At 70.0% G+C, this 13,896-nt stretch carries 11 protein-coding genes and 2 rRNA genes; all 13 read right to left on the bottom strand.

Features of this window, described 5'->3' with window-relative positions; genetic code table 11:
* Positions 1 to 241: 241 nt before the first annotated feature.
* On the bottom strand, positions 242 to 2,152 hold the full coding sequence (locus tag ACIBEJ_RS08595; RefSeq protein WP_397182018.1) for a TIGR03960 family B12-binding radical SAM protein: 1,911 nt from the start codon (positions 2,150 to 2,152) through the stop codon (positions 242 to 244).
* 20 nt (positions 2,153 to 2,172) lie between these two features.
* Positions 2,173 to 2,352: a hypothetical protein gene (locus ACIBEJ_RS08590; RefSeq protein WP_397182017.1), complete on the bottom strand. Its 180-nt coding sequence runs from the start codon at positions 2,350 to 2,352 to the stop codon at positions 2,173 to 2,175.
* Positions 2,353 to 2,356: 4 nt separating this feature from the next.
* Complete coding sequence (gene rodA / locus ACIBEJ_RS08585) at positions 2,357 to 3,523, bottom strand: rod shape-determining protein RodA (RefSeq protein WP_397182016.1); 1,167 nt, start codon at positions 3,521 to 3,523, stop codon at positions 2,357 to 2,359.
* Positions 3,520 to 5,562, bottom strand: a complete 2,043-nt coding sequence (gene mrdA / locus ACIBEJ_RS08580) for a penicillin-binding protein 2 (RefSeq protein ID WP_397182014.1) — start codon at positions 5,560 to 5,562, stop codon at positions 3,520 to 3,522. Before mrdA ends, rodA begins: the two co-directional genes overlap by 4 nt.
* Positions 5,559 to 6,023, bottom strand: a complete 465-nt coding sequence (gene mreD, locus ACIBEJ_RS08575) for a rod shape-determining protein MreD (protein WP_397182013.1) — start codon at positions 6,021 to 6,023, stop codon at positions 5,559 to 5,561. The genes mrdA and mreD overlap by 4 nt, the downstream gene beginning before the upstream one ends.
* Positions 6,020 to 6,898, bottom strand: coding sequence for a rod shape-determining protein MreC (gene mreC / locus ACIBEJ_RS08570; RefSeq protein WP_397182012.1), 879 nt, complete (start codon positions 6,896 to 6,898; stop codon positions 6,020 to 6,022). Before mreC ends, mreD begins: the two co-directional genes overlap by 4 nt.
* On the bottom strand, positions 6,898 to 7,929 hold the full coding sequence (locus ACIBEJ_RS08565) for a rod shape-determining protein (protein WP_184973123.1): 1,032 nt from the start codon (positions 7,927 to 7,929) through the stop codon (positions 6,898 to 6,900). Before ACIBEJ_RS08565 ends, mreC begins: the two co-directional genes overlap by 1 nt.
* A gap of 749 nt (positions 7,930 to 8,678) precedes the next feature.
* Complete coding sequence (ndk, locus tag ACIBEJ_RS08560) at positions 8,679 to 9,128, bottom strand: nucleoside-diphosphate kinase (RefSeq protein ID WP_397182010.1); 450 nt, start codon at positions 9,126 to 9,128, stop codon at positions 8,679 to 8,681.
* 106 nt (positions 9,129 to 9,234) lie between these two features.
* Positions 9,235 to 11,238 carry a hypothetical protein gene (locus ACIBEJ_RS08555; protein ID WP_397182009.1) on the bottom strand — a complete coding sequence of 668 codons (2,004 nt, stop codon included), beginning with the start codon at positions 11,236 to 11,238 and terminating at the stop codon, positions 9,235 to 9,237.
* Positions 11,239 to 11,249: 11 nt separating this feature from the next.
* Entirely contained in the window at positions 11,250 to 11,591 is a 342-nt protein-coding gene (locus ACIBEJ_RS08550) for a DUF4233 domain-containing protein (protein ID WP_397182008.1), read from the bottom strand.
* Positions 11,592 to 11,628: 37 nt separating this feature from the next.
* Positions 11,629 to 12,918 carry a bifunctional folylpolyglutamate synthase/dihydrofolate synthase gene (locus tag ACIBEJ_RS08545; protein WP_397183237.1) on the bottom strand — a complete coding sequence of 430 codons (1,290 nt, stop codon included), beginning with the start codon at positions 12,916 to 12,918 and terminating at the stop codon, positions 11,629 to 11,631.
* Positions 12,919 to 13,479: 561 nt separating this feature from the next.
* Positions 13,480 to 13,596: ribosomal RNA gene (rrf, locus tag ACIBEJ_RS08540) — 5S ribosomal RNA — on the bottom strand.
* 215 nt (positions 13,597 to 13,811) lie between these two features.
* Positions 13,812 to 13,896 (bottom strand): 23S ribosomal RNA (locus ACIBEJ_RS08535); the annotation flags it as partial.

Raw genomic sequence — 13,896 nt, 5'->3', positions numbered from 1 at the left:
TCCCCACAGGATAAGCCGCCTCGCGCGGAGACTGTACGCGCTGTTCTCTATGCGCGCCGATGTCGGTGGCTCTCCGTCACCGCTTTCCCCCACCGTTACGGCAAAGCCGCCCCCACGCCACCCGCCGACGTGCGCGGGCGCCGATCATGGGGATCGCCGCCCACGTCGGACACACAGCCCGCCGTCACGGCGAAACCTTGACCAATTCCCTGGCCCGTCCGGTAGCCCGCGCGTGTCGCGCTCACACCACGGTCAGTGGCAGAAGCTTCTTGCCGGTGGGCCCGATCTGAATCTCGGTCCCCATCGTGGGGCAGACGCCGCAGTCGTAGCACGGCGTCCAGCGGCAGTCCTCGACCTCGGTCTCGTTGACCGCCTCCTGCCAGTCCTGCCACAGCCACTCGCGGTCGAGCCCGGCGTCGAGGTGGTCCCAGGGAAGGACCTCGTTCTCCTCGCGCTCGCGGGTGGTGTACCAGCCGACGTCCACGCCGGCCGTGGCGGCGGCGGCCATCCACCGGTCGTAGGAGAAGTGCTCGCTCCACCCGTCGAAGCGCCCGCCGTCCTCCCAGACGGCCCTGATCACGGCGCCGACCCGGCGGTCGCCGCGCGAGAGCAGGCCCTCGACGATGGACGGCTTGCCGTCGTGGTAGCGGAAGCCGATCGCCCGCCCGTACTGGCGGTCGTTCCTGACGGTGTCGCGCAGCTCCTTGAGCCGCCGGTCGACGGTCTCGTGGTCGGCCTGCGCGGCCCACTGGAACGGCGTGTGCGGCTTGGGCACGAACCCGCCGATGGAGACCGTGCAGCGGATGTCGCGCGAGCCGGTCGCCTCGCGCCCGGCCTGGATCACCTTCTTGGCCAGGTCGGCGATGCCGAGCACGTCCTCGTCCCGCTCGGTGGGCAGCCCGCACATGAAGTAGAGCTTGACCTGCCGCCAGCCCTGCGAGTAGGCGGTGGTGACGGTGCGGATGAGGTCTTCCTCGGTGACCATCTTGTTGATCACCTTGCGCATGCGCTCGGAACCGCCCTCGGGCGCGAAGGTCAGCCCGGAGCGGCGGCCGTTGCGGGAGAACTCGTTGGCCAGGTCGATGTTGAACGCGTCGACGCGCGTGGAGGGCAGCGACAGCGAGGTGTTGGTGCCCTCGTAGCGGTCAGCCAGGCCCTTGGCGACCTCCCCGATCTCGGAGTGGTCGGCCGACGACAGCGACAGCAAACCGACCTCGTTGAAGCCGGACTCCTTGATGCCGTTGTCGACCATGGCGCCGATCGTGGTGATCGAGCGCTCGCGGACCGGACGGGTGATCATGCCGGCCTGGCAGAAGCGGCAGCCGCGCGTGCAGCCGCGGAAGATCTCCACGCTGAAACGCTCGTGCACGGTCTCGGCCAGCGGGACCAGCGGCTTCTTCGGGTAGGGCCACTCGTCGAGGTCCATGACGGTGTGCTTGTGCACGCGCCAGGGCACCTCGGGACGGTTGGGCGCCACGCGCTTGATCCGGCCGTCGGGGTGGTAGTCCACGTCGTAGAACTTGGGCACGTAGACGCCGCCGGACTCGGCCAGGCGCATCAGCAGCTCGTCGCGGCCGCCGGGCCGTCCCTCCTGCTTCCACTCGCGCACGACCTCGGTGATGGCGATGGCGATCTGCTCGCCGTCGCCCAGCACGGCCGCGTCCAGGAAGTCGGCGATCGGCTCGGGATTGAAGGCGGCGTGCCCGCCGGCCAGCACGATCGGGTCGTCCTCGCCGCGCTCGGCCGCGAGCAGCGGGATGCCGGCCAGGTCGAGCGCGGTCAGCAGGTTGGTGTAGCCGAGCTCGGTGGAGAAGGAGACGCCCAGCACGTCGAAGGCGCGCACCGGGCGGTGGCCGTCGACGGTGAACTGGGGCACGCCGTGCTCGCGCATCAGCGCCTCGAGGTCGGGCCAGACCGAGTAGGTCCGCTCGGCCAGGGTCTGGGGCAGCTCGTTGAGGATCTCGTAGAGGATCGCCACGCCCTGGTTGGGCAGCCCCACCTCGTAGGCGTCCGGGTACATCAGCGCCCAGCGCACGTCGGCCTCGTCCCAGTCCTTGACCGTCGAGTTGAGCTCGCCGCCGACATACTGGATCGGCTTCTGCACCTTGGGCAGCAGCGCTTCCAGGCGTGGGAAAATCGACTCGACAGACATGTGACCAAGCCTATCCGCGCTCAGACGGTGGCAGGGCCCGGGATGTCGATGTCGTTCCCGCTCAGGACGAGCACCCGGTGGTTCTCGTAACAGGTCAGCTCGACGGCGATCACTCCGCTGGCGAGATTGTGCAGGGCGACGACGTGGCTGGCGGGCAGCAGGAAGCGGTCCCCGCACTCGTCGCAGTAGGCCACGAACATGCTTCTAATTAAACGCCTGTTCCCTGATCCTTATCGCCTGTAGCAGCCCGATCGCGATGAGATTCGCGAAGGTCGCGGTGCCGCCGTAGGAGACGAACGGCAGCGGCAGCCCGGTGATGGGCATGATGCCGACGGTCATCCCGATGTTGACGAAGGTCTGGAAGGCCAGCCAGCACACGATCGTGCCGGCGACCAGCGTCCCGAAGCGGTCCTCGCACTGCCGGGCGATCTTCAGCCCGCGGATCAGCACCACCCCGAGCAGCGCCACCACGGTCACCGAGCCGAGGAAGCCGAACTCCTCGCCCGCCACGGTGAAGATGAAGTCGGTGTGCTGCTCGGGCACGAAGCGCCCGGTCGTCTGCCCGCCGTCCAGCAGCCCCTTGCCGAACACCTGGCCGGAGCCGATCGCGATGAGCGACTGCGTGGAGTTGTAGCCGACGCCGCGCGGATCGACGCTCGGGTCGAGGAAGGCCGTGAACCGCGCCACCTGGTACGGCTCCAGCAGATCCATCATCCACACCGCCACCGCGCCCGCCACGGAGACCAGCACGAGCAGGACCATCCACCGTTTGCGCACCCCGGCGATCACCAGCCCGCCGGCCGTGATCACCGCCAGCACCAGCGTGGTGCCGAGGTCCGGCTGCAACATCACGAGCCCCATCGTGATCGCCGCCACGACCAGCACGAACACCATGTCCAGCCCACGCGGCCGGTCGGTGCCCTCGGCCGGTTGGGCCAGCAACATCGCCAGCATCAGCACCAGCCCGAGCTTGGCGAACTCCGACGGCTGCACCGCGAACCCGCCGCCCAGCATGATCCACGAGTGCGACCCGTTGACCGTGGTGCCCAGCGGCGTGGCCACGACGGCCAGCCCGGCCAGCGTCACCAGGTAGACCACCGGCGCGTACGCGCGCAGCAGCCGATGGTCGATCATCGCCACCGCCCCGCACAGCGCCGCGCCGATCGCCAGGTTGAGCACGTGCTTCTTGACCAGCCCCGTGGAACCCGGCGCCCACGTGCGGGTGGACGACCACACCAGCAGCGTCCCGATCACGCACAGGGCCGCGACCGAGACCAGCAGCACCCCGTCGAGCCGCCACACGGTCGACTGCGCGCCCACGGCGCGGGTGGTGAACGAGCGGCGCCTGGCCGTCAGTGTCCGCTCCGTCATCGGGTGACCGTCCCGTCCCGCGCGATCATGGGCAGCTTGGAGACGGGTTTCCCGTCCGGCAGCGCGGCCGGCCGCTTGATCCCGTAGATGCCCTCATAGATCTCCCGTACGGCCGGCGCCGCCGTCGACCCGCCCATCCCGCCCTGCGAGACCATGGCAACCACCACGAACCTCGGCTTCTCGGTGGGCGCGAACGAGGCGAACCAGGAGGTGTCCTCCTTGCCCCACACCTCCGCGGTGCCGGTCTTGCCGCCGATGCGCACCTGGTCCATGGGGAAGCCGGAGAACGCCCCGGCCGCGGTGCCGTCGGAGGCGACCTGGCTGAGCGCGTTCTTGATGTAGGCGCGCTCCTTCTCGCTGATCGGCAGCTTGCCGGTGACCGGCGGGTCGATGCGCTGGACCAGCGTGCCGTCCGGCCGTACCCTCGCCCAGGCCACGCGCGGGCTGCGCAGCCTGCCGTCGCTGACCAGCGCGGCGTAGGCGGCGGCGAGCTGCAGCGGCGTGACCAGCACGTCGCCCTGCCCGATGGAGAAGTTGGCGGCGTCACCGGGACGCAGCAGGTAGCCCTCGACGCAGTTCTCGTAGGCCAGGCGCTTGAGGAAGGCGGCCCGCGCGGCGTTCTTCACCTCGGGGTAGCCGGTGCGCGAGCGCTTGCAGTTGACGGCGCTGGTCTGACCCCAGAGGTCCTTCTTCCAGTCGCGGTCGGGGATGCGCCCCGCCGACTCGCCCGGCAGGTCGATCCCGGTCGGCCGGCCGAAGCCGAAGGCCCTGGCGGTGTTCTCGAACGGCTGGCGCGGCGGCTTCTTCGGATGCAGGCCGCCGTCCTTGAGCCACTGCTCGTAGGCGGACTTGTAGAAGATCGTGTCGCACGACTTCACCAGCGCCGTGTGCATCGTCAGCGTGCCCAGCCCGATGCCGCGGAAGTTGTTGAACGGCCGGTCGCCCACCATGAACGACCCCGGGCACCCGTAGGTGCCGTTCAGCGGGTAGCCGGAGCGCAGCATGGCCGCCACCGAGGAGACCTTGAACGTCGAGCCGGGCGCGAACGTCCCCTTGATCGCCCGCGACACCAGCGGCCGTCCCGCCTTGTCCGACAGCAGGTCCTGGTACTCCTTCTCCGAGATCCCGCCCGTCCAGATCGCCGGGTTGTAGCCGGGCGCGCTGGCCAGCGCCACCACCCGCCCGGTGCGCGCGTCGAGCACCACGCCCGCCGCGCCGTCCGCCTTGGGCGCCCGCTTCATCGCGCCCTCGATCGCCTTCTCGACCACCGCCTGCACGCGGCCGTCGATGCTGGTGATCAGCGTGTCCCCCGACACCGGCGCCACCTGCTGCTCCACCCCGATGACCTTGCCGAGCCTGTCGACCTGGACCCGGCGCAGCCCCGGCTTGCCGCGCAGCGCCTCGTCGTACACCGACTCCAGACCGTCCCGCCCGACCAGGTCCACGCCGGAGAAGGCCGCCTTGAGCCCGTCGCGCTTCTCCAGCTCCTCCTGAGTGACCGGCTGCAGGTACCCGACGACCTGCGCCGCCCCCTTGCCGTGCGGATACTCCCTGACCGCCTGCACCTCCGCGGTCACCCCGGGAAACTCCTCCTGCCGCTCCAGGATCTGCAGCGCCTCACGCGTCGTGACCGTCTCGTCCACCGGAATCGGCTGGTACGGCGAGCCCGGCCAGCACGGCCTGGTCACCCCCGGCCCGCACGACCTGATCCGCTTCTCCAGCAGCTTGAGCGGCCGCCCGAGCACGTCGGCGAGCTTCTCCAGCACCTCCTTGCCGCCCCCGGGCATGCGGGTCAGCGAGGTCCTGTCCACGGAGACGACCAGCGCGGTGCGGTTGCGCACCAGCGGCTGCCCTGCGGCGTCCAGAATCTGCCCCCGCACCGACGGCACGACCACGCCCCGGGTCCTGGTCTCGGCCGCCGCCGACACGTACTCGACGCCGCGTACCACCTGGACCTGCCACAGGCGCACGGCCAGCACCGCGATCAGCGTGACGACCAGCACGTTCAGCACGACCAGCCGGGTTCTCATCCTGCTCATACCGCATACCTCGGCTGCTTCCCCCGGGTCACCGCCCAGATCACCACCGGTGCCACGACCAGCGTGTAGACCACGGTGACCGGCGCCTTCACGGCGAGCGCGGCCGGTGTGACCCCCTGCTCGCCGACCAGCGCGCCGACCACCGCCGCCAGCAGCGGCGCGGCCAGGACGCAGGCCACCACCGTCGGCACCACGCCGCCCATCCCGCGCCCGGCCAGGAACCCGACCACGGTCAGCACGAACGCGTACTCCCCCGCCACGTGCGCCGTCGGCGGCACCACGTCCACCAGCAGCCCCGAGCAGAACCCGATCGCCGCCCCCATCGCCGGCCCCCGCGTCATGGCCACCCCGACCACCGCCAGCAGCACCAGGTCGGGCATGCCGCCGCCGGGCAGCGGCAGCCGGTTGACCAGGATGAGCTGCAGCAGCACCGCCGCCACCACGACCAGGACCGCGATCACCGCGCGCTCGCCCTCGCCGGCAGGACCGCGTCGCGCGGGTCCCGCTTGGGCGCCTCCACCACGATCCCGACCACGTCGAGCGCGGTCAGATCGGCATACGGCCGCGCGTACGCGATGCGAGTTAGCTCACCGGGCGTCGCCTCGACCCGCTCGATCACCCCGACGGGCACCCCAGGCACGTACGGCATGCCGCGCTGCGAGCCGAAGCTGACCAGCCTCGCGCCCCGGTTGAGCGGCGCGGTCGAGTCGAGTAGCCGGAAGCGAACCAGCCGCCCGTTCTCCCCCACCCCGTGCACGACGCCGATCTCGTTGCCGCCCTCCAACCGCGCGCCCGTGGCCGAGGTGGGATCGCTGAGCAGCACCACCGTCGAGGTGCTCGCCGCCGCCCTGATCACCCGGCCCACCAGCCCGTCGGCGTTGAGCACGGTCATCTCGGCGCGTACGCCGTCGTCGGTGCCGGCGTCGATCTCCACGGCCTCCTCGAACCCCGGCTGCCCGCGCCTGGCCACCACGTTGGCCGTCACGACCTTGTAGCCGCCCGTCCCGGCCAGCCCGAGCAGCCGCCGGAGCTCCGCCGAGCGGGAGGCGTCCAGCCGTCCGGCCGCGACCTGGGCGCGCAGCCGCGCGTTGTCGGCCTTGAGCCGCTCGATGTCCGCCTGGGCGCCCGGCGCGTTGGCCAGGGCCTGAACGAGCCCGGTCACCGGGCTGGCCAGCGTGGTCGCCGCCTGCTCCGCGGTGCCGAAGGCCCACGATCCCGCCGACCGCAGCGCGGTGAACGGCGAGCCGTCGCCGGTGCGGTGGTCGACCGTCACGAACACGAGCGCCGCCGTCAGCAGCAGTCCTAGAATGAGCCGGGCGCGGCGCGTGTCCTTCATCAGTGCCGCGACTCCGGAACGAGCACCTGCTGCAGTGCCTCGAACTCCTCGACGCACTTGCCGGAGCCCAGCGCGACCGAGTCGAGCGCATTCTCCACCAGGTGGACGGGCATGCCGGTCTCGGCCTTGATCCGTTCGTCCATCCCCTTGAGCAGCGCGCCGCCGCCGGTGAGGGCGATGCCGCGGTCCATGAGGTCCCCGGACAGCTCGGGCGGGCACTTGTCCAGCGTGGTCTTCACGGCGTCGACGATGGCGTTCACCGGCTCCTCGGTGGCCTTCCTGATCTCCTCCGCGGACACCACGATCGTCTTGGGCAGCCCGCTGACCAGGTCGCGTCCCCGGATCTCCGCATGGCACTCGTCGGACGTCGGACAGGCCGACCCGATCGCCATCTTGATCTCCTCGGCGGTGCGCTCGCCGAGCATCAGCGAGAACTCCTTCTTGGCGAAGGTGATCACCGCCTGGTCCAGCTCGTCACCGCCGACCCTGATCGACTGGCTGGTCACGACCCCGCCCATCGAGATGATGGCCACCTCGGTCGTGCCGCCGCCGATGTCGACGACCATGTTCCCCGTCGGCTCGTGAACCGGCAGCCCGGCCCCGATCGCCGCCGCCATGGGCTCCTCGACGATGTACACCTTCCGTGCCCCGGCCTGGTACCCGGCCTCCTTCACCGCCCGCTGCTCCACCCCGGTGATGCCGCTGGGCACCGCGATGATGATGCGCGGCTTGGCGAAGTGGCGGCGCTTGTGCACGCGCTGGATGAAGTAGCGCAGCATGCGCTCGGTGACGTCGAAGTCGGCGATCACGCCGTCCTTGAGCGGGCGTACGGCGACGATGTTGCCGGGCGTCCGCCCGATCATGCGCTTGGCCTCGATGCCCACCGCGACGATCTTGCCGGTCGCCGTGTTGATGGCCACGACGGACGGCTCGTTGAGCACGATGCCTCGGCCACGCACGTAGACCAACGTGTTGGCGGTGCCGAGGTCGACCGCCATGTCGCGGCCGAGAAAGGCGAGCTTGCTGCCCATGGGGAACGAGCCTTCCGTAACGTCCTTCACTGATGACTACGGATCGCATTCGAATCGTAACGTGACGTACCCACCAGTGAGCGCAATGAGCACCACCGCCCCAGAAAAATCTTGCGTACCTCCGGTATCGCCCTCTTTACCCCATCAGCCCGCGATCACCCCGCCCCAACCCCCAAACCCCCACAAACCCCCCAGCCCAGAACGCCACACCCTCCAGCCACCCCACCCACAACCCCCGCACCTTCAGCCGCCCCACGCCACAACGCCTGCGAACTCCACAACCCCACTCCCGCGATCCCACGCCCACCCGCCACCATCCGCTGGTCCAACCCAACCCAGCCCAACCCCAGGACCCGGCCAGCCTCAGGCGTGGCACCTGCCTGCCCAGCTCTGGCACGCCCAGCTCTGGCCCTCACGCCTGAACCCCCGCCACAGCCCCCAGGACGCTTTTCAGGCGCCGCGCGGCGGGACGTGGCACGGAGGAGCCCGGCGCCTCTGAACGGCGCTCAGCCAGGCCACGGCGTCCGGCCAAGGGCGCCTTGTAGCGGCGGGCACCCCGTCCGACTGCCGGCCGCTCGGACGAGGCCCTCAGCCCACGGCGGCGGTCGGCGGTCCGGGGGCCTGCCGTAACCCCAAAAGCCACCCAAAGCCCAAACAACGGCCAGCACCACGAACGAAAGCACAACAGAAAAAGAAAACGCCCACGCAGACTGGCTGCGTGGGCGCGGGAGGAAATCCCCCGGGAAGACCTAGAACCGGTCCGGGAAGAAGATCTTGATCTCCCGGGCGGCCGACTCCGGCGAGTCGGAGCCGTGGACGACGTTCTCGCCGATCTCCAGCGCGTGGTCGCCGCGGATCGTGCCGGGAGCGGACTTGACCGGGTCGGTCAGCCCCGCCAGCGCCCGGAACGCCTCGACCGCGCGCGGCCCCTCCAGCACCAGCGCCACCAGCGGCCCCGAGGTGATGAACTCCACCAGCTCGCCGAAGAACGGCCGCTCGGAGTGCTCGGCGTAGTGGGCCTTGGCGGTGTCGACGTCGAGCGTGCGCAGGTCCATGGCGGCGACCTTGAGGCCCTTGCGCTCCACGCGGGCGATCACGTCACCGATGAGGCCACGCTTCACCCCGTCAGGCTTGATCAGGACAAGAGTGCGCTCGGACACGTGAGGTTCTCCTTTGAACGGATGTGTGGAGGCGAGCATCGGCTTTCGCTCCGAGAGTCCGCGCCACGGGACGGTCGACGTCCGCGCGTAGCGGCGACGCGGCACAGCTTACCGTCCCGCGACGGTTCCCCTGCTCTCACGGCGCTCAGGGCCGCTCATTGTCCTCAGGCGACTGCGCAGGCGGCGGTACGGCAGGCGAACGCCCATCGACTTCTCCGGCAGCCCGCGCGGGATCAGCCGTCTCCGGCGAGTCCCCGTTGACCGGCGTAGGCAGCACAACCCGGGGAATCTCCCCGGTAGGCCGATCCCCTTCGTCCAGCTCAGCGGCATCAGGCACGTCATCACCCTCATCCCGCACCGCCCCACCGGCAAGAGGATCATCCCGATCCACCCCGGCCGCACTCACTTCCCCCCGGCCACCCCCGCCGGCACCAGCGTCACCCCGACCGCCCCCGCCGGCATCCACGTCACCCGGACCATCCCCGGCACCGCCCTGATCGTCCTGATCGTCCCCGGCAGCATCCAGATCGTCCACCGTCGCAGCGGCGGTTTCGCCCAGCGCCACCCCAGCAGCGCCCGCCGAGTCCCGATCGGCCCCGACGTCGCCCGCCGAACCCCGACCCGACCCAGCACCGCCCGCAGAGTCCCGACCCGACCCAGCACCGCCAGCCTCATCCGAGCCCACCCCAGCGGCCTCATCCGAGGACCGATCAAAGGCCACCACGAGCCCCTCGCGGGCCTCTTCCCCGTCGCCGTCCTCAACAGCCCCACCGGCCCGCCGAGCCAGCAACGCCCCCAGCACGATCACCGCCACCGTCAGGAACCCGCCGATCAACGCCCAGGTGTGCAGCGCCTCGACGAACCCGTCCACGATGCCCTGCGCCGACCGCTGCCCGCGCAGCATCATGACCTGAACCCCGGTCCCGAGCAGGTACCCCGACAGCACCCCGGGAAAGCACAACGCCAGCCCGAACAGCGCCACGCCCACACTCGTCTGCCGAAGCGCCGCCGTGACGGCCACCGCCGCCCCGACCGCCATCAGCGTGAACGGCACCACCAGCACCGTCCCGTCCTCGGAAGGCACCATGAGCCGCACCGAGGCCAGCCCCAGCACGAGCACGAGCAGCCCGCCCGGCGCCAGCCACCGCACGGCCGACCCGCCGAACAACGCCACCCCGGCCCCGGCCACCACCGCCAGCACCGCCGCGATGACGAACGGCAGCCACAGCCCCTTCAGCCCAGGCCCGCCAAGCCCGCCCATCTCCACATAGGTCACCTGCGCGACCGTAGGCAGCAGCACCACCCCGACCGCGACGAACGTGTAGGCCAGCGTCCGGCTCTCGTTGGTCCCGATCGTGGCCAGCGCCAGCAGCGCCGCGATGGACAAGACCGCGACCAGCACCACCAGCCCGGCCTTCCAGTCCTGGCTGGCCGTACTGATGGCGAGAACGGCGATGCCCGCGGCGGGAACGGCCGCCAGCAGCAACCGGCTGCGCTCCTTGGCCCGAGGCGTCGGCGTGACGCCCTCGCCCTGCAACAGCCAGACCAGCAGGTACGCCGCCGCCAGCCCCAGCGCCACCCCGCTCAGCAGCGGATACGGCTGGAGCGTGACCTGCCAGCGATCGACCCGGTGCAGCGGCCACAGCGCCAGCGCCTGGGCGGCCAGGAGGCTGACGGCCAGCATTCCGGCCCAGACGGCCCGGATCACCGGCGGACGCCCCCAGGCGGCCACCAGCGTGGCGGGGAGCACGATGCCCGCGCCGACACCGTGGAGCACGCGCAGCACGCCCACCATGAACGTGGTGCCCGCGTAGCCGCCCGCCGCGTCGGCGGCGGCCAGCAGGGCCAGCCCGGCGACGACGACGTAGGTGACACGCACGCGCCGCAACGCCACCGCGGCCAGCGGCACGGTCAGCATCATCGCCGGAAGGGCGAGCCCGTGCGCGCGCATCAGCCCGACCCGGTCGATCTCCACGGGCAGCAGATCGGCGACGACGGAGACGGTGTTCGGGATCGCGATGATCGCCAACGGCAGGGCTGCCACGATGAGCAGACCGAGCACGAGGTCCTGCAACCAAGGCGACTTCGCGCCTGCGGTGGGCCCGGCGGCAGCCGCGTTCGGGGACCGCTGGATCGGGGGGACGGCCATGTAGGCCGACTTTAGCGGGAAGTCACGCCCTCGACACGGCGAGCGACGAATATCGCGGTGATCCACAGTGCCGCGAAGATCGCGCCGAGAAAGAACATCATGGACACAAGGAACCCCGTGGCGATCGCCAGCACCTGCACCAGCGTGCCGACCACGTACCCGACAGGCCGCTTGAGCAGCCCGATCGCGACGATGCACAGCACCGACAACCCCAGCCCCGACACCATGGCCAGCGCCGGAGCGACGCCACTCACCGTAATCGCGACGGGCGTGATCAGCCCCGCCATGATCGCTTCCATCCCGAGCACGCTGGCCCCAAGCCTCCGCATGCCCGGCGTGACGACGAAACTCACCTCACACCCTTCTTCCCAGGGTACGGCCGGCGCGACGTCACCGGCCTTCCACCTTCATCAGGTGACGCGCGTCACCAGCCGTGATCACCGAACCCGTGATCAGCACCCCGGTCCCGCTGAACTCCCCTTCGGCGTCGGCGATCCCGATGCCACGGTCGATGGCCTCGTCGAGACGGTCCACCACGTGCACCCGATCAGCGCCGAAGTACCCCTCGGCCAGCGCCCCCAGTTCCTCCGCGGTCATGGACCGCGGCGAGGAGTTGCGGGTGACGACGATCTCGTCCAGAACCGGCTCCAGCAGGTCCAAGATCGTGTCGACGTCCTTGTCGCGCATGACCGCGACGACCCCGACCACCTTGGCGAAGTCGAACGCCTCGTGCAGCCCGTCGAGCGTGGCCAGCACACCCCCGGGATTGTGCGCCGCGTCGATGACCACGGTCGGGCTCCTGCGCACCACTTCCAGCCGCCCCGGTGAGGTCACCTGGGCGAACGCCTGCCGTACCAGCTCGATGTCAAGCGGATCGTCGCCCGCGGTCAGCGCCTCGACGGCCGCCAGCGCGGTTACGGCGTTCCCAGCCTGATGAGCCCCGTAAAGCGGCAGATAGACATCCGGATAAACCCCCTTGAGCCCCCGCAAGGTGAGCAGCTGCCCACCCATGGCGACCTCCCGGTTGAGCACCCCGAACTCGAGCCCCTCCCGCGCCACGACCGCCCCGACTTCAGCGGCCCGCCGCACGAGCACCTCGGCAGCCTCAAGCTCCTGCTGCGCCAGCACCGCGGTGGACCCGGCCTTGATAATCCCGGCCTTCTCCCCCGCGATAGACGGAATGTCCGGCCCCAGCCGATCGGTGTGATCCAGCGAAACAGGCGTGATCACAGCAACCTGCCCGTCGACCACGTTGGTGGCATCCCACGTGCCACCCATCCCCGCCTCAACCACAGCAACATCCACGGGAGTATCCGCAAACGCCGCAAACGCCATGGCGGTAAGCAGCTCAAAAAACTGAATCCGCCGCCCAGTGGTGTCATTCAACTCCACATAAGGCGCGATCTCCTCATAAACCTCAGCGAACCGCTCCTCACTCAGCGGCACACCATCCACGCAGATCCGCTCCCGCATCGAAACCAGATGCGGGCTGGTAAACCGCCCCACCCGCAGATTCCGCTCCCGAAGCAGCGCCTCAACCATCCTCGCCGTACTCGTCTTACCGTTGGTCCCGGCAATGTGCACGACAGGGTACGCCCGCTGCGGCGAGCCAAGCAGATCCAACAGAGCCGCGATCCGATCCAGGGTCGGCTCGAATTCCCACTCGACGCCCCGATCCATGATCGCGCGTTCAACCGCACGATATTCCACCCCCCAACCCTACTGACCACCCCACACCCCCAAACCACCCCCCAGCCCTCCACAGCGTCTTGACCACCCCACGCGTCACCCCGATCACGCCGGCACTTACCCACCGACACGAGCAAGCAAGGCAGGCGGAGACGTGGTCCGGCGGAAAGGCGGGCAAGCGGGATGCGTGGGCCAGGTACGGGTCGCCCGCAGGCGCGGTGGCGTGGTTGAGCGGCCGTGCGCGTTGCGCCGGTCACGCCTGTCGTGATGCTCGCCGCACCGGCGCTTGGGGAAGCGGCCGGAGTGATGGCGCAGCAGTGTGGGCGCCTGGCTCAGAGGCGTGCGCAGGCCGGCGCGGCAAGGCGGTGTGCGGGCCAAGCGTGCGGGCCGAGCGTGCGGGTGGAGGCGTGTGGCAGGCGTGGGCCCGAGCGGGCGTGTGGCAGGAGTGGACCTGAGCGGGGTGTGAGGTGCGGGCACGAGGGCGGCGCGTGCAGTGTGGGGACGCGAAAAAGGGGCCCAACCAACGGTTGGACCCCTTCAACGTGATGATTTGTGCGGCGGTGACCTACTCTCCCACACCCTCCCGAGTGCAGTACCATCGGCGCTGGGAAGCTTAACTTCCGGGTTCGGAATGTAACCGGGTGTTTCCTTCCCGCCATAACCGCCGCAACCCTGGGAAACAGCACATGTTTGCTGTCTCAGAATTGCGTAGTGGACGCGAGCAAGATCAGACACCTCACACACCTGCCCCTGACAGGGGCTTGCCGTCGCGTGGGGGGTGCGCTGCTCCGGACCCGGCGAAGAGTACAGAGCGCTGCAACCATCCCCCACACACCAGCCACAACCAACCATCGGTTGGCAGGGGTGTGGTGTCTGGGTGCTTTGTGGTCAAGTCCTCGGCCTATTAGTACCGGTCAGCTCCACACGTTGCCGTGCTTCCACCTCCGGCCTATCAACCCCATCGTCTCT

Origin of the sequence: Nonomuraea sp. NPDC050790 (assembly GCF_044456745.1) — a bacterium.
Lineage (GTDB): Bacteria > Actinomycetota > Actinomycetes > Streptosporangiales > Streptosporangiaceae > Nonomuraea.
This window is presented reverse-complemented; position numbering and strand designations above follow the sequence as displayed.